21 protein-coding genes are annotated in these 22528 nt (G+C 56.8%); 5 read left to right on the forward strand and 16 right to left on the reverse strand.

The genetic code is table 11. The features are described from left to right. Positions 1-117: 117 nt before the first annotated feature. From AC2FLU_RS07065 to AC2FLU_RS07100, 8 genes are all read right to left on the reverse strand, one after another. Complete coding sequence (locus AC2FLU_RS07065; RefSeq protein WP_480472365.1) at positions 118-1338, reverse strand: MFS transporter; 1221 nt, start codon at positions 1336-1338, stop codon at positions 118-120. Between the two features lie 41 nt (positions 1339-1379). Continuing rightward, a complete protein-coding gene (locus AC2FLU_RS07070; protein WP_496808573.1) occupies positions 1380-2015 on the reverse strand; it encodes a YceI family protein in 636 nt (211 codons plus the stop codon). Continuing rightward, positions 2012-3226, reverse strand: a complete 1215-nt coding sequence (locus tag AC2FLU_RS07075; protein ID WP_496808572.1) for an MFS transporter — start codon at positions 3224-3226, stop codon at positions 2012-2014. Before AC2FLU_RS07075 ends, AC2FLU_RS07070 begins: the two co-directional genes overlap by 4 nt. Before the next feature lie 62 nt (positions 3227-3288). Continuing rightward, a complete protein-coding gene (locus tag AC2FLU_RS07080) occupies positions 3289-3909 on the reverse strand; it encodes an ImuA family protein (protein ID WP_480553311.1) in 621 nt (206 codons plus the stop codon). Between the two features lie 48 nt (positions 3910-3957). Continuing rightward, positions 3958-4539 carry a retropepsin-like aspartic protease family protein gene (locus AC2FLU_RS07085; protein WP_480472373.1) on the reverse strand — a complete coding sequence of 194 codons (582 nt, stop codon included), beginning with the start codon at positions 4537-4539 and terminating at the stop codon, positions 3958-3960. A gap of 42 nt (positions 4540-4581) precedes the next feature. After that, entirely contained in the window at positions 4582-5202 is a 621-nt protein-coding gene (locus AC2FLU_RS07090) for a MarC family protein (RefSeq protein ID WP_480472375.1), read from the reverse strand. After that, positions 5199-5591, reverse strand: a complete 393-nt coding sequence (locus AC2FLU_RS07095; protein WP_496714390.1) for an ACT domain-containing protein — start codon at positions 5589-5591, stop codon at positions 5199-5201. Before AC2FLU_RS07095 ends, AC2FLU_RS07090 begins: the two co-directional genes overlap by 4 nt. Beyond that, positions 5588-7438: an ABC-F family ATP-binding cassette domain-containing protein gene (locus AC2FLU_RS07100; RefSeq protein ID WP_480553312.1), complete on the reverse strand. Its 1851-nt coding sequence runs from the start codon at positions 7436-7438 to the stop codon at positions 5588-5590. Before AC2FLU_RS07100 ends, AC2FLU_RS07095 begins: the two co-directional genes overlap by 4 nt. Before the next feature lie 107 nt (positions 7439-7545). Between AC2FLU_RS07100 and AC2FLU_RS07105 the strand changes: the two genes are divergently transcribed. Next, positions 7546-8748, forward strand: coding sequence for a multidrug effflux MFS transporter (locus AC2FLU_RS07105; protein ID WP_496808571.1), 1203 nt, complete (start codon positions 7546-7548; stop codon positions 8746-8748). A gap of 115 nt (positions 8749-8863) precedes the next feature. Further along, entirely contained in the window at positions 8864-9286 is a 423-nt protein-coding gene (gene ndk / locus AC2FLU_RS07110) for a nucleoside-diphosphate kinase (protein WP_008757405.1), read from the forward strand. A gap of 59 nt (positions 9287-9345) precedes the next feature. Here ndk and AC2FLU_RS07115 read toward each other — a convergent pair whose 3' ends face one another. Then, the gene (locus AC2FLU_RS07115) at positions 9346-9693 is read right to left on the reverse strand and encodes a TfoX/Sxy family protein (RefSeq protein WP_480472383.1); all 348 of its coding nucleotides are present in this window, start codon (positions 9691-9693) and stop codon (positions 9346-9348) included. Between the two features lie 211 nt (positions 9694-9904). On the opposite strand from AC2FLU_RS07115, the gene AC2FLU_RS07120 reads away from it, so the two are divergent. Genes AC2FLU_RS07120 through AC2FLU_RS07130 form a run of 3 tightly spaced genes read left to right on the forward strand, consistent with a single transcriptional unit; the run spans position 9905 to position 12648 of the window. Further along, positions 9905-11425 carry a CHAD domain-containing protein gene (locus tag AC2FLU_RS07120; protein WP_496808570.1) on the forward strand — a complete coding sequence of 507 codons (1521 nt, stop codon included), beginning with the start codon at positions 9905-9907 and terminating at the stop codon, positions 11423-11425. Between the two features lie 3 nt (positions 11426-11428). Then, positions 11429-12181, forward strand: a complete 753-nt coding sequence (locus AC2FLU_RS07125; RefSeq protein WP_480472387.1) for a ParA family protein — start codon at positions 11429-11431, stop codon at positions 12179-12181. Continuing rightward, positions 12181-12648 (forward strand): CYTH domain-containing protein, encoded by a 468-nt coding sequence (locus AC2FLU_RS07130; RefSeq protein WP_496808569.1) that lies wholly within the window; start codon positions 12181-12183, stop codon positions 12646-12648. Before AC2FLU_RS07125 ends, AC2FLU_RS07130 begins: the two co-directional genes overlap by 1 nt. Here AC2FLU_RS07130 and AC2FLU_RS07135 read toward each other — a convergent pair. From AC2FLU_RS07135 to AC2FLU_RS07165, 7 genes are all read right to left on the reverse strand, one after another. Further along, on the reverse strand, positions 12645-14015 hold the full coding sequence (locus AC2FLU_RS07135) for a sensor histidine kinase (RefSeq protein WP_496811920.1): 1371 nt from the start codon (positions 14013-14015) through the stop codon (positions 12645-12647). The two genes, AC2FLU_RS07130 and AC2FLU_RS07135, sit on opposite strands and share 4 nt — an antisense overlap. Next, on the reverse strand, positions 14008-14688 hold the full coding sequence (locus AC2FLU_RS07140) for a response regulator transcription factor (protein ID WP_209504130.1): 681 nt from the start codon (positions 14686-14688) through the stop codon (positions 14008-14010). Before AC2FLU_RS07140 ends, AC2FLU_RS07135 begins: the two co-directional genes overlap by 8 nt. Before the next feature lie 180 nt (positions 14689-14868). Next, positions 14869-16305 (reverse strand): DegQ family serine endoprotease, encoded by a 1437-nt coding sequence (locus AC2FLU_RS07145; RefSeq protein WP_480516778.1) that lies wholly within the window; start codon positions 16303-16305, stop codon positions 14869-14871. 749 nt (positions 16306-17054) lie between these two features. Then, positions 17055-17654: a nucleotidyltransferase family protein gene (locus AC2FLU_RS07150; protein ID WP_480472395.1), complete on the reverse strand. Its 600-nt coding sequence runs from the start codon at positions 17652-17654 to the stop codon at positions 17055-17057. 31 nt (positions 17655-17685) lie between these two features. Continuing rightward, positions 17686-20103 (reverse strand): GcvT family protein, encoded by a 2418-nt coding sequence (locus tag AC2FLU_RS07155; RefSeq protein WP_496811921.1) that lies wholly within the window; start codon positions 20101-20103, stop codon positions 17686-17688. 96 nt (positions 20104-20199) lie between these two features. Next, a complete protein-coding gene (locus tag AC2FLU_RS07160; protein ID WP_480493337.1) occupies positions 20200-21507 on the reverse strand; it encodes an HlyC/CorC family transporter in 1308 nt (435 codons plus the stop codon). A 63-nt stretch (positions 21508-21570) separates the two neighbouring features. Further along, positions 21571-22527, reverse strand: coding sequence for a site-specific tyrosine recombinase XerD (locus AC2FLU_RS07165; protein WP_480553326.1), 957 nt, complete (start codon positions 22525-22527; stop codon positions 21571-21573). Between the last annotated feature and the right edge of the window lies 1 nt (position 22528).

Below are 22528 nucleotides of genomic sequence, written 5' to 3' on the forward strand. Positions count from 1 at the left end.
TGATTTGTGACGCGCCCCTGATGGGACGACCAAGCCGCCGATGGCCGTTACAATACGGTCAGATTGTAGTCAGCCAATTCGCAGACTCTCCGCAATGCAGGGCTGCGGGCTCGCTTTTCATTCCTCGCGGGCGCGTTTCAGCAACCTTCCGACCGTAAAGGATGTACGCGGTGCGTAGACGTAATTGGTTCTTTCCGCGGGTGTTGGACGCGACCGCATTCGGGCCAGGCCGAAGCCGATCAGGAATACGTGGCCGACCGCGACAAATGCAAACAGCGCGCTGGGTCCAAAATCCTGGATCAGTGTTGATGTGATATAGGGTGACGCAATTGCCCCCAGCGCGTACCAGAACATCAGGGCGGCAGACAACTCGACCCTCTGCTCGGTTGTCGCAAAATCGTTGGCATGTGCGGATGACACCGAAAAGATCGGGAATGTCGTAAACCCAAAAAGCCCTGCTGCCAGCATGACACCGACAGTTCCCGTGTCGCTTGCCGCCATTGTGACCCCGCAGCTTAGTACCGCCGCGACCGAAAGCCAGATCAAGACCCAGCGCCGGTCGTACTTGTCAGCGAGCCACCCCATCGGATACTGCGCCAGTGCCCCGCCCAGAACGAAAGAAGCTAGGAAGAAGGCGATTTGATCCACTCCCAGCCCGACTTCCTGACCGTAGACGGGCCCGACCATTCGGAAAGATGCTGAGCTGAGTGCCGAAACAATGACGCCCGCAACGGCCAACGGCGAACTGTGCCACGCCAGTTTCGGGCGCAGGCGGGGGGCGTCAGGCGTCTTCGGTTGACTTGCGCGTGTCAGCGTCAGCGGCAGCAACGAGGCGCAGCACAGGATCGCCAAGAGGTTGTAGGATACATACGAGGCGGGTGGCAGGACAGCGATGATCAACTGAGCACTCAGCGAGGCACCCATATCGACGATGCGATAGGTGCCCATGGCTCGTCCACGTGTCTCATTGGTTACTTTTGCATTCAGCCAGGCTTCGATGACGGTATAACAGCCTGCCACACATGTGCCCGAGGCGATGCGCAGCGCCGCCCATACATAAGGATTGTCTGTCAGGGTGTGGCCGATCAACCCCATCGCGCCCAGCGCTGTGCATACGGCAAATGCGCGGGAATGCCCGACGCTGCCCATCAGTCGCGGCGCCCACCAGCAACCTATGAAAAAGCCAAGAAAATGCGCCGAACCCAGCATACCGATCTGTTCGGTCGAAAAGCTTAACGTGATCCCGGAAATGGCATCCAGTGGCCCGACGCCGCCTGTTGATAGCTGAAGCAGAATGACCGACAGAAACAGGGCGGCAAATGAAATGATCGTGCGCATGGTTTTCTCAGATAGGCGGCGTCACCGGACAATGCGCGCAACTATTCGACTTTATCCAGTCGTTTTTTGCTTTTTGTCAGCCAGGTTGCTCGAATGATCTCGGCACGAATGTCCAGCCCAACATGTTGTCCTACCAGATCGGGATAACCCGAGGCACCGAAATCGTGCCGGTTCAAAGTCCCGATCAAACCTATGGACAGGCGGCTCAGGTCGTTCGCGGCTGTACCAGGCTGGCGGTACAGGTTGGCCTCCAAGGTGACCGGGCGCGTGATACCGCGAACTGTCAGTTCACCTGTGATGCGGGCACCATCCGATATGCGCCCATCCGCCCCCAATTGAATGTCAGTCGATACGAACTGAATTGTCGGATAGGTTTCGGCGTCCAATACACTGGGGCCGAGCATCGGCATGCGGGCAAAGGGCAAGCGGGTTCTGGCCTTGGTAACGTCCAGCACCACCGTGACCCGGCTGTTTTGCAGGCGTTGCGTGTCAATTTCCACGTTCGCGTCCCGGATCAGCATTGATCCGGTCTGGGGAATGCCGGAGAGGTCATAGGTAAAACCGACCCGGGTGCCGTTCGGTGACAAATTGTATGGCTTCAAGGCGGCCTGCACCGTATTCGCCAAAGGCAGAGCCGCCATCCCCGTAAGTACGAAGCGACGGGTCAGGTGTGTCATGCCATGACCGTGTCCCGTCTGGGGCGGGATCTTTTGATCAACATCAGAACGATGGCAATGTTCAAGCCGTTCCAAAGAATTCCGTTGACGAAAGCCAGTTGGTAACTTCCGGTGACATCGTAAATCCAGCCTGACATCCAGCCACCAAGCGCCATGCCAAGAATTGTCATCATCATGACGAATCCGACTCGCGCGCCGGCTTCTTGCGGCGGCATGTATTCGCGGACAACCAAAGCGTAGCTGGGCACGATGCCACCCTGCGCCAGACCAAATAGCAAGCTGATCACATAAAGTGAGACCATCCCGTCATACGGCAGGAACAGGAACAGCGCGATGCACTGCAATACAGAGCCGATCAGAAGTGTCATGACGCCACCGAGACGGTCGGCCAACAGGCCCGAGACGATACGGCTGGCGACGCCGCCCAGTAGCATCAGCGATAGCATCTCAGCCCCCACTGCGGGGCCGTATCCCAGCCCGACGCAATACGACACGATATGGACCTGTGGCATGGACATCGCTACGCAACATCCAATGCCGGCCAGACCAAGAATGTACTGTAACACGCGTGGTGAAACACCGACACTGTGTGCGTTGATCCGGGCTGTGGCCGCGGCTGTGTTGTGCGCTTCGATTGGGACCTTGCGGCGCAACAACAAGGACAGGGGGATGACAACCAGCAACGTCAGAGCCGCCAATGTCAGATAGACCTGTTGCCAGCCGTCGCGTGCCAGAATACCGGACAGCAGAGTAGGCCAGATTGCCCCAGACAGGTAATTCCCGCTGGCCACCAGTGCGACGGCGATTCCACGCCGTTTCATGAACCAGTGCGAGATATCGGCGATCAAGGGCCCAAATCCGATCGATGTTCCCAGCCCGACCAGCAGATGCGCCGCGGATAGTAGCGTTATATTCGGGGCCAGCGTTGCCAATAGATAACTGAAGGCGCTTAAAACAGCAGCGCCGATCAGGGCGCGTGTCACACCCAGCCGGTCCACCAGTTGCCCCAGCCACATATTGCCCAGCGCAAATCCAATCATCGTAAGTGTATATGGCATCGAGGCTTCGGCGCGACCGGCGCTGAATTCTGCTTCGACGGCGGGCATGACCACGATTACAGCCCACATTCCCACATTCGCCACAGTTGCGATGGCGAGCGTGATCAGAAGGCGTATCCAGGAATAGCGGCTGTCATGGATCGGATGGCTCATGCGGCGACGCTAGGGTGCGATCCGGAGTTTGGCCAGTCACATCTTGCGTGATCCTTGCGGCTTCACGTCAGAATGTCCTCTGTTTCAATGCGTTTCAGGTGCAGACCGGTGCGGGCAGCGGTCTGAGTGGCTTGCCAGCTGACCGGGGGCAGGGCGCGGGCGCGGCGGCGGGTCAGGGTCCAGTGCCTGGCATCCCCCTGATGGGCGGCGGCTATGTGCCAGCGTGTCTCAACCCCTTGTGCGCCGCCATCACCGGGCGTCAGCAGCAGGCCAAGCGGGGCATGGCCCATCGTGCCGCCTTGTTCTGCGGCCAGATGCATCCGCCGCACTGGTGTCAGCCCCGGCGCGCCGGGCAGGTCGCCTATGATCAGCGGGATGGCTCCGCTGCGCAGCGCCTCTTCAATACACCATAGCAGATCTTCGGCGCGGGTGGGATGGACGAACAGAAAACGCGCCGGATCAGCAAAGGCCATCATTCCGTCGGGATTCAGTTGGGCGGGCTCCCACGCGGGGGAAATCCACAGCACGGGCCCCTGTGTCTGACCGGCCAGCCAGATGGCAAAGCTGCGCCGGGCGGGGCCGCAAGCCTCGTGCATGCGGCCCGGTTGCAGGGTGATCTGCGAATGGAGATTTACCCCCGGTACCTGACGCGCAGGTTTGTGGCCAAGAAGCTGAGCAGACATGCCTGCAAGCTATCATGTTCCACTTTTGTTCTCAAGAGGTGAGGAGCATTAACGAGACAAGATCAGCTTGCCATCCGCAAACTGAATGCTTGAAAAACGGTGCAGATATTCCATCCCCAAAAGCGATTTATCCAGCTCACCCTCGTTGACCCAGGCCGAAACGTTCTGATCCGTAATGGGTCCTATCGTCAGGGTCTCAAGCCGCACCGGCGCGGTACGCACCTCACCGTTTGCAGTCAAGGCGCGCCCGAAATAACTCAGCTGATCGGGATCAATGCCTGCCCGTTTGGCATCCTGCGCGTTCAACACGATCTGGCTGGCACCGGTGTCGACAAGAAAGGTAATCAGCTCACCATTCACCAGAACCGGAAGGTAATAATGGCCGTCATAGGCGCGGGGAACCTCAACCGAGTTTCCGGTGACACTCATCTGCGGTGCGGGACCGACCGAGGAGCGAATATCCTCCCACAGGCCGACCAGTGCGATGACCCCGACGAATATGAACACCCATGCCATAACCTGCTGGAATGTCTTGCTAAGCGACTGCCGATTATGCGTGACAAACCACATCAGCAGCGCCGCCCCCAGCAGGGCCAGATAGATCAGGCGTCCAATGTCGAAACTGTCCATGCGGTTACCCGGAAATCCCTCTAACCTTGTGAATATGGGGATTTAAGATGCAAATCCAAAGGCCTTGAGGCCATCGAGAATGAACTGAACAGACAATGCAGCCAGCAGCATCCCAAGAAGCCGGGTCAACACGTTCAATCCGGTTTTCCCCAAAAGCCGTGCCACGGCCCCTGATGAAAGATACATCACAAAAACCATTGCCAGAACGACCAGCATAACGCCGATGACCACGGCCAGGCCCTGAATGCCGGGATGTTGACCGGCCAGCAGGATCATAGTGGCAATCGCACCGGGCCCTGCAATCAGTGGGATACCCAGTGGAAACACAGACGGGTCCGGATGTTCTTCCTCTTCGGCGCTGTTTTCACGACGTTTGGTCCGGCGTTCAAACAGCATATCGAGCGCGGTCAGAAACAGCAAAACACCCCCCGCAACACGAAACGCCTCCATCGAGATGCCGACAAATCCCAGCAGCGCTTCGCCGAAGGCCGCGAACATCGCCAGAATGCCGCCAGCAGTCAGGCACGCGCGAACAGCGACAGAGCGGCGCGTGTGCCAATCCATGTTCTGGGTCAGGGCCACAAAAATCGGCGTTTGCGCCGGTGGATCAAGAACCACGAAAAGCGTTGTGAACGCGGTGATCAGAAATGCGGTGTCAATCACTCTTTGCTACTCTGTTGCAGATGTTTCAAAATTCTCAGGGCGTCTTCGGCCAGTCCGGAGGGAACATAAACATGATCGTGGTGATAGCCCGCGACCATGTTTGCCGGAATTCCGGCCTGTGCCAACGCCCCCGAGACTGCAGCGGTCAGACCCACGCCTTCCAGCGAGGAGTGCACCTGAAGCGTGATACAGCGCATAGCGACCGCCTCTTTTTGTGCGCAATTGATCGGAACGACTAAAGACAGCCCTTCGGCCTCGACGTAACTGGCGCGTGTCCCGTCGGGCCAGTCCATATCTTCGGGCCAGACTACAAATGCGAATTCTCCGGGTTGAATTTCGGGATGCATTCCCGCGATCATTGCTTTGGTTTCAACGACAGGATCGCTCATACCGTTTCTGCCTGTTCCAGTCGCTCAGCAGCGGCGATCCAAAGCGCTTCTGCTTTTTGCATAGCCTCGACCACCTCGGCGAATTTGCGATTCCAGATTTCCAGATCGTTGATCTTGTCGTCTTCGTAAAGCGTCGGGTCGGCCAGTTTTGCCGCGAGCTTGTCGTGCATCTCTGTCAGTTTCTCGACCCGGTCCTCGCATTTGCGCAGGTCCGCCCGCAATGCCAGCATGGTATCGCGCGAGGCGCGTTTGGGCTTCTCTGTTTGTGGCTTTTCTTTCACCGGTTTGTCACGCGCCAGCAATAGGGCACGATAGGATTCAAGGTCACTGTCATAAGATTTGACCGTACCGTCCGAGACCAGCCACAACCGATCGGCAACAAGCGACAGCAGGTGCATGTCGTGGCTGACCAGCACGACAGCACCCGAATAGGCGGTTAGCGCTTCGACCAGCGCCTCACGGCTTTCGATATCCAGATGGTTCGTCGGCTCGTCGAGGATCAGCATATGTGGTGCGTCGATGGTTGCCAGCAGCAGCGACAGGCGCGCCTTCTGCCCACCCGACAGGCGGCCAACCTCGGTTTCCGCCTGAGCCGCGTTCAGGCCGAACCCCGCCAGACGCGAGCGCCACTTGCCCGGCGCCTCGTCCGGGCGCAGGCGGCGCAGGTGGTCCAGTGGCGTTTCGTTCACATAAAGCTCGTCCACCTGATGCTGAGCGAAATACCCGATGCGCAGCTTGTTGCTGCGGGTCATCTTGCCAGCCATCAAGGGCAGCCGGTCTGACAACAGTTTGGACAGGGTAGATTTGCCCTGACCGTTCTTGCCCAACAGCGCAATACGGTCATCCTGATCGATGCGCAGGTTCAGGCGGCGCAGTACTTCGGTTTCGCCATAACCGGTCACACCGCCTTCAATCTGGATGATCGGTGGCGACAGTTCCTCGGGTTCGGGGAAGGAAAACGCACGCAGCGCGGCCTCTTGCGGGGTTGAGACCAACTGGATGCGTTCGATCATTTTCAGGCGCGATTGGGCCTGAACGGCCTTGGATGCCTTATATCGAAACCGATCCACGAAGCTCTGCAAATGAGCGATGCGCGCCTTGGCTTTGGCGTTTTCGGATTCTGCCTGTGCCAGACGTTCCGCCCTCCGTTCAGCGAATTTGTCATATGGCACGGCGTAATAGGTGAGTTTGCGATCCTCCAGATGCAGGATCGACCCTACGGCACGGTTCAGCAGGCCCCGGTCATGGCTGATGATTATGACCGTATGTGGATACCTGGCCAGATAGCTTTCGAGCCACAACGCGCCTTCAAGGTCCAGATAGTTGGTCGGTTCGTCCAACAGCAACAAATCCGGTTGTGAGAACAGAACCGCCGCCAAGGCCACGCGCATCCGCCAGCCACCCGAAAAATCCGAACAGGGGCGCAATTGGTCTGCGTCGTCAAACCCCAACCCCTTGAGGATTGAGGCCGCGCGGGCCTCGGCCGACCAGGCGTCGATATCGGCCAGCCGGGTCTGGATTTCGGCAATTCGCGTGGGATCCGTTGCGTCGCCAGCCTCGGTCATCAGGGCGCTGCGTTCGGTATCAGCGGCTAGAACAGTGTCGATCAGCGAAACGTTGGATGATGGGACCTCCTGCGCGACCCCGCCAATGCGGGCGCGCTTGGGGACCGCAATATTCCCCGATTCCAGCGCCAGTTCCCCGCGGATCAGGCGAAAAAGCGTGGTCTTTCCCGTGCCATTCCGGCCCACAAGGCCAACCTTGTGACCGTCTGGTACGGTTGCGCTGGCGCCATCAAACAATGGGCGGCCTTCAACGGCATAGGTGATGTCTTCGATCCGTAACATGAGGCGCTCTTAGCAGAGGTGTGATGCCGCCGCCAGCGGCTTGGCATTTTCAAGCATCAAGCAATGTGTTAGCGCTGTCTCGTTTGCTTTTTGAAGCGGTTTTTCACATGCGCGCGGCCCGGACACCTCCATCCCTGATCACATTGATCTTTGCTACGGCGCTGTCTGTGCTGACGCTCAACATGTTCCTGCCGTCGCTGGCGCATATGAGTGAAGACTTCACGGTGGATTACGGCCTGATGAACCTGTCGGTCGCGGGGTATCTGGCGGTTTCGGCAGTGTTGCAACTGATCATGGGCCCGTTATCGGATCGCTTTGGGCGCAGACCTATCCTTTTGATTTGTATATCAATATTTGTCCTTGCGTCGATCGGATGCACACTGGCCGGATCGATCTGGGTTTTTCTTGGCTTCCGCCTGCTTCAGGCTGCTGTTGTCGCCGGCTCGGTCCTGTCCAGCGCGTCGATCAGAGACCGTTACGCACCGAATGAGGCGGCAAGCAAACTCGGTTACGTCGCGATGGCCATGGCCTTAGCCCCGATGCTTGGGCCGATGTTGGGTGGGGCGCTGGATATGCTTTTCGGTTGGCGTTCGGGGTTTGTCCTGTACTCGTTGCTTGGAGCAGGGTTGCTGGTGCTGCTTTGGTTCGACCTGGGCGAAACCAACACGAACCGCTCGTCCACATTTGGTGCCCAACTGCGCGAATACCCACACCTGTTCCGTGCCCGCAGGTTCTGGGGTTATGCCCTATGCGCGGCGTTTTCGATTGGGGGGTTCTACAGCTTTATCACCGGTGCGCCGCTGGTTGCCGCAGCGTGGTTCGACCTGAGCCCAGCAACGCTGGGGCTGGGGATTGGCATCATCACCGGCGGGTTCATGGTTGGCAATTTTGTCACCGGTCGGATTGCGGCCCGGACGCGCCTGGCGACAATGATATTGTCGGGGCGGATCGTGGCCTCAACTGGCCCGTTCTGCGGATTGATGCTGTTTCTCGCTGATCTGGGATCGGTCTGGGTCTTCTTCGGTTCGGCAATCTGTGTCGGCTTTGGCAACGGTTTGACCAATGCCAATGCCGCGGCCGGTGTCATGTCGGTACGCCCCGGGCTGGCAGGTAGCGCGGCAGGGCTGTCGGGGGCAATGATCGTGGCTTTGGGAGCTGTTCTGACCTCAATGACCGGCGCGTTCGTCAGCCCCGAAAACGGGCCGTATCTGGTACTGGGCATGATGTGGGCCTGTAGCTTTGCCGGCTTGATGGCGGTGCTTTACGTTCGTCGACTGGACCGTGTCGACCCTTTGCCAGAAACAATCTGAACTGCAAAGCCACCGGCAAGGCATCATTACACTTTTCATGGATCAAAGACCGTGATACCCGGCGCGCGATGGATTTCGGCGCGGATCCCGCGTCACATTATAAGGAGAGGCCGATATGGCACTGGAACGCACATTCTCGATCATCAAACCCGATGCAACCCGCCGCAACCTGACCGGCAAGATCAACGCCAAGTTCGAAGAAGCAGGCCTGCGCATCGTGGCGCAAAAGCGCATTCACATGACCAAAGCTCAGGCTGGCAAGTTCTATGACGTTCATGCCGAACGTCCGTTCTATGACGAACTGTGCGAATTCATGTCGTCGGCTCCGGTTGTTGTTCAGGTTCTGGAAGGCGAAGGCGCCATTGCAAAGAACCGTGAAGTCATGGGCGCAACGAACCCTGCGGACGCAGCCCCCGGCACCATCCGCGCTGAATTCGCGGAATCGGTCGGTGAAAACTCGGTCCACGGTTCGGACGCACCGGAAACCGCAGCGGTTGAAATCGCATACTTCTTCTCGGGCATTGAACTGGTCGGTTAAGCCACAGCCATTGGTGACAAACAGGGGCCGCATCCTTGGTTGGGTGCGGCCTTATTCGTTCAGAGCTGCTTTAAGTCCTTTGGTGCAACACGAACTCCGATGGCGTCCAGATCTGCAATCATCTGGTTTTCCGGAGCAGCACCGTTACCAGCTTTGATTGCGTCGAACCTTTCGCGCAGGGCTTTCTTCTCGTCGCCCTTGCAATCGTTCCACGGGCGGCCCTGCAATCCCATCACCAGAACATAATATCCGATGAAATGCGCCCTGGTGCCGGCGCGCAACAGGCGGGCATAGGCTTCGTCCGGCCCCAGTTCTCGCAGCGCCTCAGCCGAATGAATACCAGCACGTGCGCAGGCCTGTTCAAAGGCGGGGCCAAGGTTTCGGATCGAAGATACTGGTTCGCTCATAGCGGTGTCTTACTTCGGCACCCGAGGCCTGTCACCCCGTGATTACACTCGGTCGCAGGCATAATGCCTTGATGTCCTTTCGGGTTCAGCCGAGACTGAAAAGGAGAACCTTGGATGGCGTTGGAGCAACCAAACCAAACAAGGGGCGCGCGCATATGATCGTTGAGAAACCTGTAAAGGGGTTTCTGAAGTTGAACTGGAAAGGCGTATCATGACCAGATCGTCAAGCGATCAGTTCATTTTCCCAGCGAGGATTGACGAAACGGCTCTGGCAAATGCCATTGCCGGGTTTTCCCAAAAAGTTTCACCCGATAGCCCCGTCGCAGCTTTCGCATTGCTGGATTGTCACGATCAGTCACTGCGCGCCTCGGGTCGTGCTTTGATCGATACTGGCGGGGTGTTGCACCTGCTGCGGAAGGACCACGGCCCTTTGTCTCAGCAGCACTCGGGGAATCTGCGGTTTGCACGGGACTTGCCAGAAGGGCCGGTTCAGAAGGCGCTGAGCGACTTTCCTGAACTACGGGCGCTGACGCAGATTGGTGTTGGAGAGATCGAGGCAAAGACCTTCGCCGTGCTTGATGATCTGCAAAAGACAAAAGTCAGGGGAACTTTAACGTACATGTCGACGCCATCAGGGCAGGCAACCATTGTACGAATTCAGCAGTTGCGCGGGTATAAGAAGGCCTATCAGTTGGTCCGTTCCGCTCTCGATCGCGTTTCGGGCGGTGTTCGTGACGTTGAAACGGTCTATCCCAGTCTGTTTCCAGACATGGTTCCCTATCAGGCCAAGCCTGAAATAAAGTTCGGTCAAGCAGATCCTTGCAGCGAAGTCGCTGCGAAAATCGTTCAAATATATCTGAGGGTTACACGGCAAAACGAGGAGGGCATGATCGCTGATATCGACACCGAGTTTTTGCACGATTACCGGGTTTCGTTGCGCAAGATCAGGTCAGTGATCAGCCTGTTCAAGGGTGTGTTGTCCGAGGCCCAGACGGCCGAACTGAAGCGGCTCTTTTCCGATCTTATGGCCCCCACGGGACCTCTGCGTGATTTGGATGTCTACCTTCTGAAAAAAGACAAGTATTTCAATCTTATCCCGCCGAGCCTTCACGCAGGACTGTCCGAGATGTTTGATCAGTTTCAAACGGAACGTACACAAGAGCAACTGCGCCTATCTCGCTGGTTGCGCAGCGCCGACTACACGACGTCCATGACCGACCTGACCGCAATGTTCACCAGTACTGATCACTTGGACCTCGGACCAAACGCGCATCGCGGCACGTATGACTATGCCTGCGCGCTGATCTGGAAGCATTATCGCAAGATGTGCAAACTGGCGCGCGGCATAAGCGATGATACGCCAGACAAGACGGTGCATGAGCTTCGTATCGAATGCAAAAAACTAAGATATCTGATGGAATTGTTTGCCCCGCTCTTCGATGCGAACGGATTGAGAACGATCCTTAAACCGTTGAAAAAACTTCAGGATAATCTTGGTTTGTTCAACGACTATTCTGTGCAGCAAGACGCGTTGCTGACCTTTGTAGCGTCGCACGCCGATACGCAAGGCCACGTAAACGCGCAGATCGGTTTGTCCGTGGGCGGCCTAATCGCTGTGCTTGATCAACGTCAGAAGACCGAAAGAAAACGCGTTGTCGCAAGCTTCCTTCAGTTCGACGGGCAAGAAATCCGGCACATGTTCCGCAGTCTGTTTCACCACAAAAAGGAGTAGGGAATGAAGATCATTGCCTGTTACAGCAATAAGGGCGGTGTCGGAAAAACCGCTACTTCGGTGAACCTGGCCTATGCCTATGCGCAGGCTGGCCAAAAAGTTTTGCTATGCGATCTCGATCCTCAGGGGGCGTCCGGGTTCTATTTTCGGGTGAAGCCGTCAAAAAAACTGACGGATGCCCGTTTTTTTGAGGATGTGGAGCGGTTTACCAAAGCCATCCGGGCAAGTGATTTTGACGGGTTGGACGTTCTGCCCGCAAACCTGACTTTCCGCGACTTTGATATCTTCCTGTCGCGCATGCGGAACAAACGCTCGCGTTTGAAAAGGGCATTGTCGGCGGCTGGCAGTGACTATGATCTGGTTCTTCTGGATTGTCCGCCCAATTTTTCCACATTGTCCGAGAATATCTTTCGGGCCGCTGATGAAATCGTTGTTCCGATCATTCCCACAACCCTGTCCGAGCGGTCATTCGATCAGCTGGTTGGCTTTTTCGACAAACACGGGCTGCGTAAGAAGAAGCTGCGGGCGTTCTTTTCGATGGTGCAGAACCGGAAGTTGTTGCATCGGGAAACGATGGTTTCAATGCGCGCCCAGCATCCCAAGCGCATTTTACACGCGGTTGTGCCTTTCGCTGCGGATGTCGAAAAGATGGGGCAATATCGGGGCCCTGTCTGTACTTACGCAGGTCGTAGCGCTGCTGGTGCGGCATATCGGGCGCTGTTTGATGAGCTGGAAGAAAGAGCGGGGGCACCCTGATGAGCACAGAAATAGAGCGCAAGTTTCTGGTGGCAAATTTACCGGACTTGAGCCGCGCAAAAAAAGCAGTGGTGCGTCAGGGTTATCTTACCTCTCCGGATGATTCGACCGAATTGCGTCTGCGGCAAAGGAACGATGTGTTTTTCCTGACCTTGAAAAGGGGAGGTGATCTTGTACGTGTTGAGCGTGAGACAGAGATAACCCGAGACCAGTTCGAAACTTTCTGGCCGGAAACCAAAGGTCGCCGGGTCGAGAAGGTGCGTTACACGGATCTAATGCCAGACGGCCACCAGTTCGAGCTGGATGTTTTCTCAGGCGGCCTGGAACCCCTGCGTTTGGTTGAGGTTGAATTCCATACCAGTGAAGCCGCAAATGCTTATGTCCCACCGGATTGGTTCGGTGCGGAAGTCACAGGCGATAAACGGTACAAAAACAAGGTATTGGCGGTAAACGGACTGCCGGATTAACTCTGAATTGCCAGATTGATCGTGGTTTCCAGACCCGGGTCGCAGTTTCGGGCTGCGAATGTTCCGCCATGCATATGGGAAATCGCGGCAACCAGTGCGAGCCCCAATCCCGCGTTGCGTTCCGTCCGCGCCGGATCAAGCGTGACGAAGGGAAGCTGAAGGCGATCCAACTCTCCGGGCGGAACACCCGGACCACGGTCCCGAACCCGCAATTGGGCAAATCCGCCTTGGGTACCGATTGAGATCGTGATTGCGGTATCCGCCGGTGCATAACGCATCGCGTTTTCCAGCAAATTAGAAAGAGCCTGCGAGAGTAGGGGCCGGTGCCCCTGAATAGCCGGGGCAGAGCCTGTAACCTCAAGGCGGATGTCCTGATCTGCGGCCACCGGGTCATACAGTTCCACGACATCTCCAACCAGTTGCTGCAAGTCAATGTCTTCGAATTGCTCGCGCCCTAGACCGGCCTCGGCCCGCGAAATTTCGGTAAGCTGCCCCAAGACCCGCAAAACATGGTCGATTTCTCCCGTAGCCCGCGCAATGTCGATTTCGCGGTCCAGATCGCTTTTGCCGGGCTCGGAAAGGGATTCGACCCTTTGGCGAAGGCGGGACAAAGGAGAGCGCAAATCATGTGCGATAGAGTTCGACGTGGTGCGCAGATTGCTCACCAGCTCTTCGATCCTGTCGAGCATGTTGTTCAACGTGCCAGAGACCTGATCGAACTCGTCCCCGGTTCCGCGCAGGGGCATCCTCTTGGAAAGATCGCCGGAAACGATGTTTTCGGCTGTGCTTGCGATGTCTGACAGGCGCGAAAACACCAGACGTGTGAACAGCCAGCCAGTGATCACGCTCAGAACAAATGCTATTCCTAGTGCCAGTGCCAGAGATCGGAACAATACACGGTCGAATTGTTGACGGGCCGCCGCATCCCGTCCCACCAAAAGGCGTTCACCACCGGGCAATCGGATCGAAGCGGCCGAGATGGGCACCAGTTGGTCATTGTCAGCCCTGCGCAACTCGAGGTCGACCCAACCGCTTCCGGCGGTCACATTGACCGGCCAGGTTTTCAGGTTACCCACAAGCTTGACGCCCTGCCGATCCGCCAGCAGATACAGCGCGTCTCGATCGGACGCGCTTGGAAGACGACGCTCGATCGCTGTAATCAGCCCGATCAGCCCGCGCCGTTCATATTCATCGGCAAGCCCGGTCAGTTCGGCGGACACGACCGATCGGGTCTCGGATTCGATGCTCCGGTTGGCTGTCACATAGACCAATGCCAGCACAGACGCGGTCAGTAACGTGCTTAGCACCATGCTGGTGGCGACAAGTCTTGTTCTTGAATTATTAAGGGAAAGCCGAAGGTTATCCATCGGACATCATGTAACCCGCACCGCGAACTGTTTCAATCAAAGGTATGTCTCCGCCTTCATCCAACTGGCGGCGCAGCTTTGAAATATGAACATCCACAACGTTTGTGTTCGGGTCGAAATGATAATCCCAGACGCCTTCAAGCAGCATGGTACGCGACACGACACGGTTCTTGCGGCGTAGAAAGAACTCAAGGATCTGGAATTCACGAGGCGTCAGCGTAATCTCATGGCCGTCACGCGTAACCTTGCGGGTCAGTAGATCCATTTCAAGATCCTTGCAGGTCAGCGTCGGCGTTTCCTCGGATTCCTGCGGACGCCGCAACAAGGCTTCGATCCGCGCATGAAGTTCCTGAAACGAGAAGGGCTTGACCAGATAATCGTCGGCGCCTGATCGCAATCCTTTGACGCGCTCATCCACTGCGCTCATGGCCGTCAACATCAAGACCGGTGTTTTCAACCCCGCTGCACGCAGGGATTTGATCAGGGACAGACCGTCCAGACCGGGCAACATCCTGTCCAACACAATGGCGTCAAAACCGCCGTCCGTAGCGTGGTACAATCCCTCGCGGCCATCAGCAGCCGTTTCGACCACATAGCCTTCTTCGCCAAACCCTTTGGCAATGAAATCCCTGGTGTCAGCGTCATCTTCGACGATCAACAGACGGCGGCTCATGATGTGGTTCCTTTCCCTAAGGATTTAAACACAAAATTCAAACAAAGCATATGGTTTGCTGACGATCTTGCCGGGTGCTGGGCACGCACCCGGCAAGCCCGACGGACAGCGGACAACTCAGGTCCGCCGGGTGAGGCACGCGCCGGATCTCCCCATCAAGCGGCGCGCGCATGGTGTTAGTCAGACCAGTTCGACAGCAACGAAAATCTGGCTGCCGGCCCGATTGATCAATACCAGTGCCGGGTCTGTCTTTTCGCTGTCCAGTGCGGCCTTCAGCGCTTCGGGTGTGAACGTGTCCTGGTTGCCCAGTTTGACGATCACGTCACCGCGTTGCAGACCCGCCCGGGCCGCAGGGCTGTCCGGTTGCAAGTCTGTGACGACCACACCTTCGACGGTTTTAGCAATACCCGCTTCAGCCCGCACCGTTTCGGTCAGCGGGGCCACTGTGACACCAAGCGACGTGCCTGCTGCATCAGATTCGACAGGGCTGTCGGACTGAGCCGCCGCTGCCTGATGCTGGCCAACGGTCAAAGTGACCGTTTCCTGTTTGCCATCGCGCAGAATGGTCAAATTACTGGCGGTGCCGACCTTGGTTGTGCCCACCAGAATAGGCAGGTCACCACTGGAGTCTACGGCTTCGCCATTGAAAGACAGGATAACATCGCCTTGTTCCAGGACGCCATCTGCAGGGCTGTCGGCGACAACATCTGCCACCAGTGCACCCGAGGAGGCATCAATACCCAGCGCCGCCGCAAGCTGCGGGCTGATATTCTGGATCGAAACACCCAGCCACCCACGGCTGACCTGCCCGTCATCCTGTAGATCGGCTGCAATATGTTCAACGATGTTCGAGGTTACGGCAAATCCCAGCCCGACAGATCCGCCACTGGGGGAATAAATGGCCGAGTTTACACCAATCACTTCGCCGTCCATGTTGAAAAGCGGGCCACCAGAGTTGCCCTTGTTGATAGCTGCGTCCGTTTGAATGAACTCGGCATATGGCCCGTCCGAGATATTGCGACCTTTAGCCGATACAATGCCGGTAGTGACCGTGGAGCTCAAACCAAACGGGTTGCCGATCGCTACGACATCTTCGCCAACACGGATTGCATCGCTGTCACCCAGTTCGACGGCTTGCAGGCCCGGGACTGCATCGATCTTCAAGACTGCAATGTCTGTCAGCGGGTCGGTGCCAACCACCTCGGCCTCAAATGTCCGGTCATCACTTAGGCGAACGGTTACAGTCGCGGCATTGTCCACCACATGGTGATTGGTGACGATATAACCGGCTTCATCCAGTACAAACCCTGACCCGAGCCCTTGTGCCGGACCGCGTTGAGGCATGTTGAACCCTTCAGGCCCACCAAATCGTTTGAAGAATTCCCCAAACGGGTGACCGTCAAAGTCAAAATTCTGACCCTGTGTGGGGCTTGGGGCGGTCTTTTGCTCGGCAATGATGGTTACAACCGAAGGGGAAACGGTTTCGACAAGATCGGCAAGCGCTTCATCCGCCATCGAAGGTATAGCGGTTGTGGCCAGCATGGCTGCGCCCAATGCGCTGACCCCCATCCAGTTGGATGTGCGGGGAAGTAAAAGCGAAGATTTTCGGATGCTCATTTCTGTCTCCTGGTTTGATCACGCAATTTCCGTTGCGCGTTGAGACATGAGATGCACTGTCAGGATTGGGGTTTCCTGACTGATCAATTAATAAATCTTAATTTTGCCACAAAGCGGGTGTTTTGTGGTGAAGGACGTTGATCAGGATTCGCTGATTTAACCGAGGAGGTCGAAGGCGAATCGGAGGATTGTTGCCAAAACAGACGTCAAACTTTCAAAAAAGTTGAATTTTCATTGTTTTGTTGACAATGCTTTCACTGAACAGTGGGGAAAAATGCTGCTCTTCCAATGGTTGTGGGCGAGTCCGGGAAACTTCGGGCTTGACGCTGTAACTTTGCCGATAGGCAGCTGAATGGGTGCATAAGTTTGCGCTTAATCCCGAATCGATGATACGTGCACCGGACTTGGATCGCCTATAGGTTGAGCAAGCCTTGGTGCTATGTTGCCTAAAAGCCAAATCGAGGCACGCGAAATTAACCTATTCTTCCAATTTTACGTTGTTTCTAAGGATCGGATAAGTGAGGATGAAATTGCCCAAGTGAGGGGAAGCCAAAAGCGCTAGGGGGCGCTGGCGGCTAACTCAGTTACCGGAAGTTTTAGCGGCGTGTTAACGAGGGGGTCTTGTTTAGGTTTAGCGGCTAGGGAACCAGAGTGTCTTTAAGACCTATTGGTCAAACTTTTGGAATTGTGGAAAGTGGTAGTCCTGTATTGGGCACCGGCCCGGTCGATATCGACCGGGCCGTGTTTATTTAAACGGTGCGTTTCTTGCACCAAGCTGCCCAATCTTCCGGCGTATCCAGATCCAAAACCGCGTTTTGACCGGGCAGGGGTTGCAGGAATACGCCACCTTGTTGTGACCGGACCACCGTCTGCGCGCCGTGATCGCCGTGTAATGCCGAAAGCTTACTGAAAAGCGTCCGATCGAAGATCACCGGGTGCCCGGGCTTTCCATCTGTGGTTGTTCCGCGCCAGATTACATTGTCGGGATGCAACTGGCGTGCTTTCAAGATCGTTCTCAGATCGGTCTGGGTCAGGTCGGGTAAGTCGGCCAGCAAAACCATGACCGCGGGTGCATCAACAGGAAGGTGTTTTATGGCGGTGCGCAAACTGGCATTCATTCCCTCGGCCGCGTCCGGTACGGGAACGGTCTGTACGTCCATTCCTGCAAGAGCATCGTATCTTGGATGCGGGCGCGGTGGCAGGGCGACAAGGACAGGTGCCACGCCACGCGCTAGGGTCGCCGTACGGGTCAGCAGTGGAATGCCATCAATTTGCTGCATAAGCTTGTCCAGCCCGCCCATACGGCTGGAATGACCGGCAGCAAGCAGGATGATGGGGATTTCGGTCATTGCGCCACACTGCTGTCAGTCATGTGTGCTGTCATCCCCTCATGCGTGTGCCATCTGGGTCAAACAAAGGTGTCGAGATAACCTTCGCTTTGCGCATCTGCCCCAGAATCTCGATTTCAACCTCCAGACCATCTTCTATGCGCCCGGACGGCAGAAAGCCCATGGCGACAGATTTCTGCGCAAAATGAGAGTAGCCGCCGGAGGTACAGAACCCAACAACCGAACCATCCAGCCAGATCGGTTCATAGGCGTTGACGTCCGCATCGTCTGTTTCAACCTCGAAGGCTGCCAACTGGCGGATGGTTCCGTTGGCCCGTTCAAATTCCGCTGTATCGCGGCCGATGAAACGGGTGTTTTTGCGGAATGCAATGAACCGATCCAATCCCGTTTCAGCGGCGGTGTAATCCGGCGAATACTCTCGCATCCATGAGCCAAAAAACTTGTCCAGCCGCAGGCTCATCATTGCGCGCATTCCGAACGGAACAATTCCGTGGGGTTGTCCGGCCTCCCACAGTGTCCACCAAAGCTGACGCTGCGCTAACGGGTAGCAATAGATTTCATAACCAAGATCGCCCGTATAGCTGACACGCTGAACGATACAGTCGGTCATGCCGACAGTCATCCGACGCACGTCGAGGAAGTTGAAATCCGTCAGGTCGTCGCGGGTGCAGGCCGCCAGAACCTGCGTTGCCTTTGGGCCGGCAATCTGGAAGCCGTTCAACCGGTCGCTGATGTTTTCTATCCCCACGTCGTCCTGAGCGGTTTGCTGGAACCACCGCATGTGGAAAGCCTGACTGCCATAGGACGCCGTAAGCTGGAATTCAATGTCACTCAGGCAGGAAACCGTGAAATCGCCGATAAGCTTGCCCTTGTGCGACAGCATCGGGGTCAAAGACAGCCGACCGGGTTTCGGAATGCGACCAGCCATGATCTGGTCCAGCCAGTTCCGAGCATTGGGTCCGGTGATGCGGTATTTGCCGAAATTGTGGACCTCGTTGATACCTACTGCTTCACGCACCGCCCGCACTTCGCGCCCCGTCGCCTCGAACGCGTTCGAGCGGCGGAAGGATGGCGTTTCAAATCCCGGCTCGTCTTCCTGCGCAAAATAGTTTGGCACTTCAAGGCCGTATTGCTGCCCCCAAACCGCGCCAAGATCGCTGAAGATGTCATACATTGGTGTTGTGCGGTTGGGGCGTGCGGCGGGCAGTTCTTCGTTCGGATAGGCAACGCTGAAGCGTTTCTGATAATTCTCGATGACTTTGGGGGGGGTATAACCTGGGCTGATCCAGTCGCCGAAGCGGGCAACATCCATGGCAAACACATCGCGCTCTGGCTCGCCTTCGATCATCCACTGCGCCAGCGTCAGGCCAACGCCGCCACCCTGGCTGAACCCTGCCATAACACCACAGGCCGACCAGTAGTTGCGCATTCCAGGTACAGGACCGACCAGCGGGTTTCCATCAGGGGCAAAGGTAAACGGCCCATGGATGACCGATTTTATCCCGGCCTCAGCCAGCACGGGAAAGCGGCGATAGGCGAATTCGATACTGTCGGTGATCTTGTCATAGTCATCGGGCAGCAACTCGTGCCCGAAGTCCCACGGGGTGCCGTCTACTGCCCAAGGCTTGCAGGGTTGTTCGTAGAACCCGATGCACAGACCACGCCCTTCCTGCCTTAAATAGCTTTCACCCGCCGGATCCATGACATGCGGATGCTCGCCACCCGCATCAATGATCGCTTCGATCTGGGGGATCGCGTCTGTGACAAGGTATTGATGCTCCATCGGGTGCAGGGGAAAATAGACACCTGCCATGGCACCAACTTCGCGTGCCCAAAGCCCGCCCGCATTAACAATGTGTTCGGCATGGATTGTGCCTTTGTCGGTGACGACATCCCAGCTTCCATCGGGGCGCTGGTTGGTTTCACGCACCATGCAATGGGTTTCAATCGTAGCACCGCCCATTCGCGCGGCCTTGGCATAGGCATGGGTTGTACCTGACGGGTCCAAATGACCATCCAGCGGATCGTAAAGAGCACCGATAATTCGGTCGATGTTCGTAATGGGCGCGATCTTTTTGATTTCTTCCGGGCCGACGATTTCTGTCTCAAGCCCCATGAACCGATGCTTGGCGCGTTCGGCCAGCAGCATATCAAACCGGTCCTGATTGTCGGCCAGTGTCACACCGCCCACGTGGTGCAGGCCACAGGACATGCCGGTGATCTGTTCCAGTTCTTTATACAGCCTGATCGTGTAGCCCTGTAGCGCCGCCATGTTGGTGTCGCCGTTGAGGGTGTGAAACCCGCCTGCTGCATGCCAGGTCGAGCCGCTGGTCAGTTCGGACCGTTCCAGCAACATGACGTCCGACCACCCAAGCTTGGTCAGGTGATAAAGAACCGAACATCCGACAACGCCGCCACCAATGACGGCCACCTGGCATGTGTTTTTCATCCGCTCCTCCTTTTCTGGTAGGACGGTGCAGATCAACGAAAAAGCATTCTGTCATACGAGCGACAGAGCGCGTCGTTTTTGTCTTGCGTCCAAACCCTATAAGGGCCGCACTTTCAGGGCTGTGATACGATTGCCTTCGCGTGCTGTTACCTCGAACCGGAAGCCATGGAACGAAAATACTTGCCCAACAACCGGGATCATCTGGGCTTCGTGGATGACCAGACCAGCAAGAGTGTTGGCCTCTTCATCCGGTAGCGACCAGTCCAGCGCACGATTGGCGTCACGAATGGTCATCGCGCCTTCGACAAGGAATTGGCCATCATCCGTCCGCACGACCGGCACCTCTTCGGCGATATCGAATTCATCGGCGATTTCGCCCACAATTTCTTCGAGAATATCCTCAAGCGTGATCAGGCCACGCAATGAGCCATATTCGTCTACGACCAGCGCAAAATGAGCGTGCATTCGCAGAAACTCGCGCATCTGGTCATCCAGAGTTGTGGTCTCTGGAACGAAATAAGGGGCATTCGCGACTTTGCCGATGTCAAAGCTGGCCAGACGGTCGGTGCCGCCGTCACTGCTGCCAGCCTGCGCATACATCGCGCGGAACAAATCCTTGGCGTGAACAACGCCAACAATGTTCTCCTGCTCGTCCCTGAAAACAGGCAGACGAGTGTGAGGGCTTTCAAGGCATTGCCTCAGGATAGCTTCGGGTGGGGCGTTCGCATCGATCATCTCGATGTTGGAACGGTGGAGCATGATCTCTTCCACCGTGCGGTCGCCCAGATCCAGCGCGCCGAGGATGCGGTCGCGATCTTCTTTTTCAACAACACCTTCTGAATGGCCCAGTTGCAGGGCGCCTGCGATTTCTTCGCGCACGGCCAGAATGTTGCTGTCAGGATCGATCTGAACTCCGAACAAGCGCAATACGCCACGCACCAGCAACCGCACGGCTGCGACGACAGGCGAAAACACCGTCACGACCACGCTGATGATCGGCGCAACGGCCGCAGCGGCCTTTTCGGAATTGGTGATGGCGTATGTCTTGGGCAGAACTTCGGCAAAGATCAGCACCAAAAAGGTCATGACCAGTGTCGCCAATGCCACGCCGCTTTCGCCAAAAAGACGTGTGAACAACGCCGTCGCCAGTGACGCAGCCAGAATGTTGACGAGGTTGTTGCCCAGCAGAACCGACCCGATCAGACGTTCGTTGTCGTCGGTGATTTCCAGCGCCTTTTTAGCCCCGCGCGATCCCTTGTCGGCCTGAGCGCGCAGTTTCCCCCTTGATGAGGCGGTCAGCGCCGTTTCCGAGCCCGAGAAAAATCCGGACAGGATAAGCAGAAACAGGATAGCGCCGGTCGTAAACCAGAATGCGCCGTCGATCATAGAAGGTAAGGGTTCCATTGGTCCTTGATAGGTTAGTGTACTGCATCCGTTATGGGGACGTCGCTCCGCTGGATCAAGGTCTTAGCCTTTGTCCTCATTGCGGTCTTTGCTCAGCGGGTGATGTTGCAACACCAGTTCCGCCAGACGTTCATCCAGAACATGCGTATAGATTTCGGTCGTCGCCACGTCTGCATGACCCAATAACGTCTGGATCGATCTCAGATCAGCACCATTGGCCAGCAGATGCGTAGCGAATGCATGGCGCAGCGTGTGTGGTGTGACTTTTTCAGAAGAAACACCGCCGCGTACAGCCAGCTCTTTCACCAGCAAAAAGAACCTGTGCCGTGTCAGATGACCGGACTTACCGCGTGATGGGAACAGAAAGCGCGAGCGTTGAGCGCCTTTTTCCACGGCCAAATCCTCGGCCTCGTCCCGCGCGGTCAGCCACGCGGCCAGCGCATCCCGGGCCGGGGGCGACAGGGGGACCATTCGCTCCTTCCCCCCTTTGCCCAGCACCAGCAGCATCCGGGGATCGCCACGGGCCGAGGAGACTGGCAGGGAGACAAGTTCAGTCACCCGCATTCCGGTGGCGTACAAAACCTCCATCAGGCAGGTGTTTCTTAGCCTGTCAGCTTCGGTTCTCCCGGTTTTTCGGGCGGCCTCCAATAAACGATCAACTTCGGGCACATCCAGTGTCTTGGGCAGCCGTTTCTGCCGGCCGGGACCTTTGATCTGAATGGCAGGATTGGCTGCGCGCCAGCCTTCCTCGAAGGCAAACCGGTACAGCTGCTTTATTGCAGACAAACGCCGCGCGCGGGTCGAACGTGACAAGCCCTGTGCATCGCAGTCGATCAGGTAGGCTTCGATCAGGTCGCGATCTGCCTGATCAAATCCGGATTTCTTGCGGTCCAGCCATTCGGCAAAATCTTTCAGGTCGCGCCCATAAGCCAGCAGCGTATTGGTCGCAGCGCCAAGCTCTGCCGCCTGCGCCTGCAAGAACGTTGAAATCCACAGTGCATCTGATGCCGGAGAGCCCATG

The sequence above is a fragment of the Ruegeria sp. SAZD013 genome (assembly GCF_059612525.1).

Bases quoted from the DNA above. Each gene is read 5' to 3' on its own strand.
- AC2FLU_RS07160 (WP_480493337.1), bottom strand. From the start codon at position 21,507: ATGGAACCCTTACCTTCTATGATCGACGGCGCATTCTGGTTTACGACC.
- ndk (WP_008757405.1), top strand. From the start codon at position 8,864: ATGGCACTGGAACGCACATTCTCGATCATCAAACCCGATGCAACCCGC.
- AC2FLU_RS07070 (WP_496808573.1), bottom strand. From the start codon at position 2,015: ATGACACACCTGACCCGTCGCTTCGTACTTACGGGGATGGCGGCTCTG.
- AC2FLU_RS07125 (WP_480472387.1), top strand. From the start codon at position 11,429: ATGAAGATCATTGCCTGTTACAGCAATAAGGGCGGTGTCGGAAAAACC.
- AC2FLU_RS07165 (WP_480553326.1), bottom strand. From the start codon at position 22,527: ATGGGCTCTCCGGCATCAGATGCACTGTGGATTTCAACGTTCTTGCAG.
- AC2FLU_RS07080 (WP_480553311.1), bottom strand. From the start codon at position 3,909: ATGTCTGCTCAGCTTCTTGGCCACAAACCTGCGCGTCAGGTACCGGGG.
- AC2FLU_RS07100 (WP_480553312.1), bottom strand. From the start codon at position 7,438: ATGTTACGGATCGAAGACATCACCTATGCCGTTGAAGGCCGCCCATTG.
- AC2FLU_RS07085 (WP_480472373.1), bottom strand. From the start codon at position 4,539: ATGGACAGTTTCGACATTGGACGCCTGATCTATCTGGCCCTGCTGGGG.
- AC2FLU_RS07120 (WP_496808570.1), top strand. From the start codon at position 9,905: ATGACCAGATCGTCAAGCGATCAGTTCATTTTCCCAGCGAGGATTGAC.
- AC2FLU_RS07095 (WP_496714390.1), bottom strand. From the start codon at position 5,591: ATGAGCGATCCTGTCGTTGAAACCAAAGCAATGATCGCGGGAATGCAT.
- AC2FLU_RS07115 (WP_480472383.1), bottom strand. From the start codon at position 9,693: ATGAGCGAACCAGTATCTTCGATCCGAAACCTTGGCCCCGCCTTTGAA.
- AC2FLU_RS07145 (WP_480516778.1), bottom strand. From the start codon at position 16,305: ATGAGCATCCGAAAATCTTCGCTTTTACTTCCCCGCACATCCAACTGG.
- AC2FLU_RS07075 (WP_496808572.1), bottom strand. From the start codon at position 3,226: ATGAGCCATCCGATCCATGACAGCCGCTATTCCTGGATACGCCTTCTG.
- AC2FLU_RS07155 (WP_496811921.1), bottom strand. From the start codon at position 20,103: ATGAAAAACACATGCCAGGTGGCCGTCATTGGTGGCGGCGTTGTCGGA.
- AC2FLU_RS07140 (WP_209504130.1), bottom strand. From the start codon at position 14,688: ATGAGCCGCCGTCTGTTGATCGTCGAAGATGACGCTGACACCAGGGAT.
- AC2FLU_RS07065 (WP_480472365.1), bottom strand. From the start codon at position 1,338: ATGCGCACGATCATTTCATTTGCCGCCCTGTTTCTGTCGGTCATTCTG.
- AC2FLU_RS07130 (WP_496808569.1), top strand. From the start codon at position 12,181: ATGAGCACAGAAATAGAGCGCAAGTTTCTGGTGGCAAATTTACCGGAC.
- AC2FLU_RS07105 (WP_496808571.1), top strand. From the start codon at position 7,546: ATGCGCGCGGCCCGGACACCTCCATCCCTGATCACATTGATCTTTGCT.
- AC2FLU_RS07150 (WP_480472395.1), bottom strand. From the start codon at position 17,654: ATGACCGAAATCCCCATCATCCTGCTTGCTGCCGGTCATTCCAGCCGT.
- AC2FLU_RS07135 (WP_496811920.1), bottom strand. From the start codon at position 14,015: ATGGATAACCTTCGGCTTTCCCTTAATAATTCAAGAACAAGACTTGTC.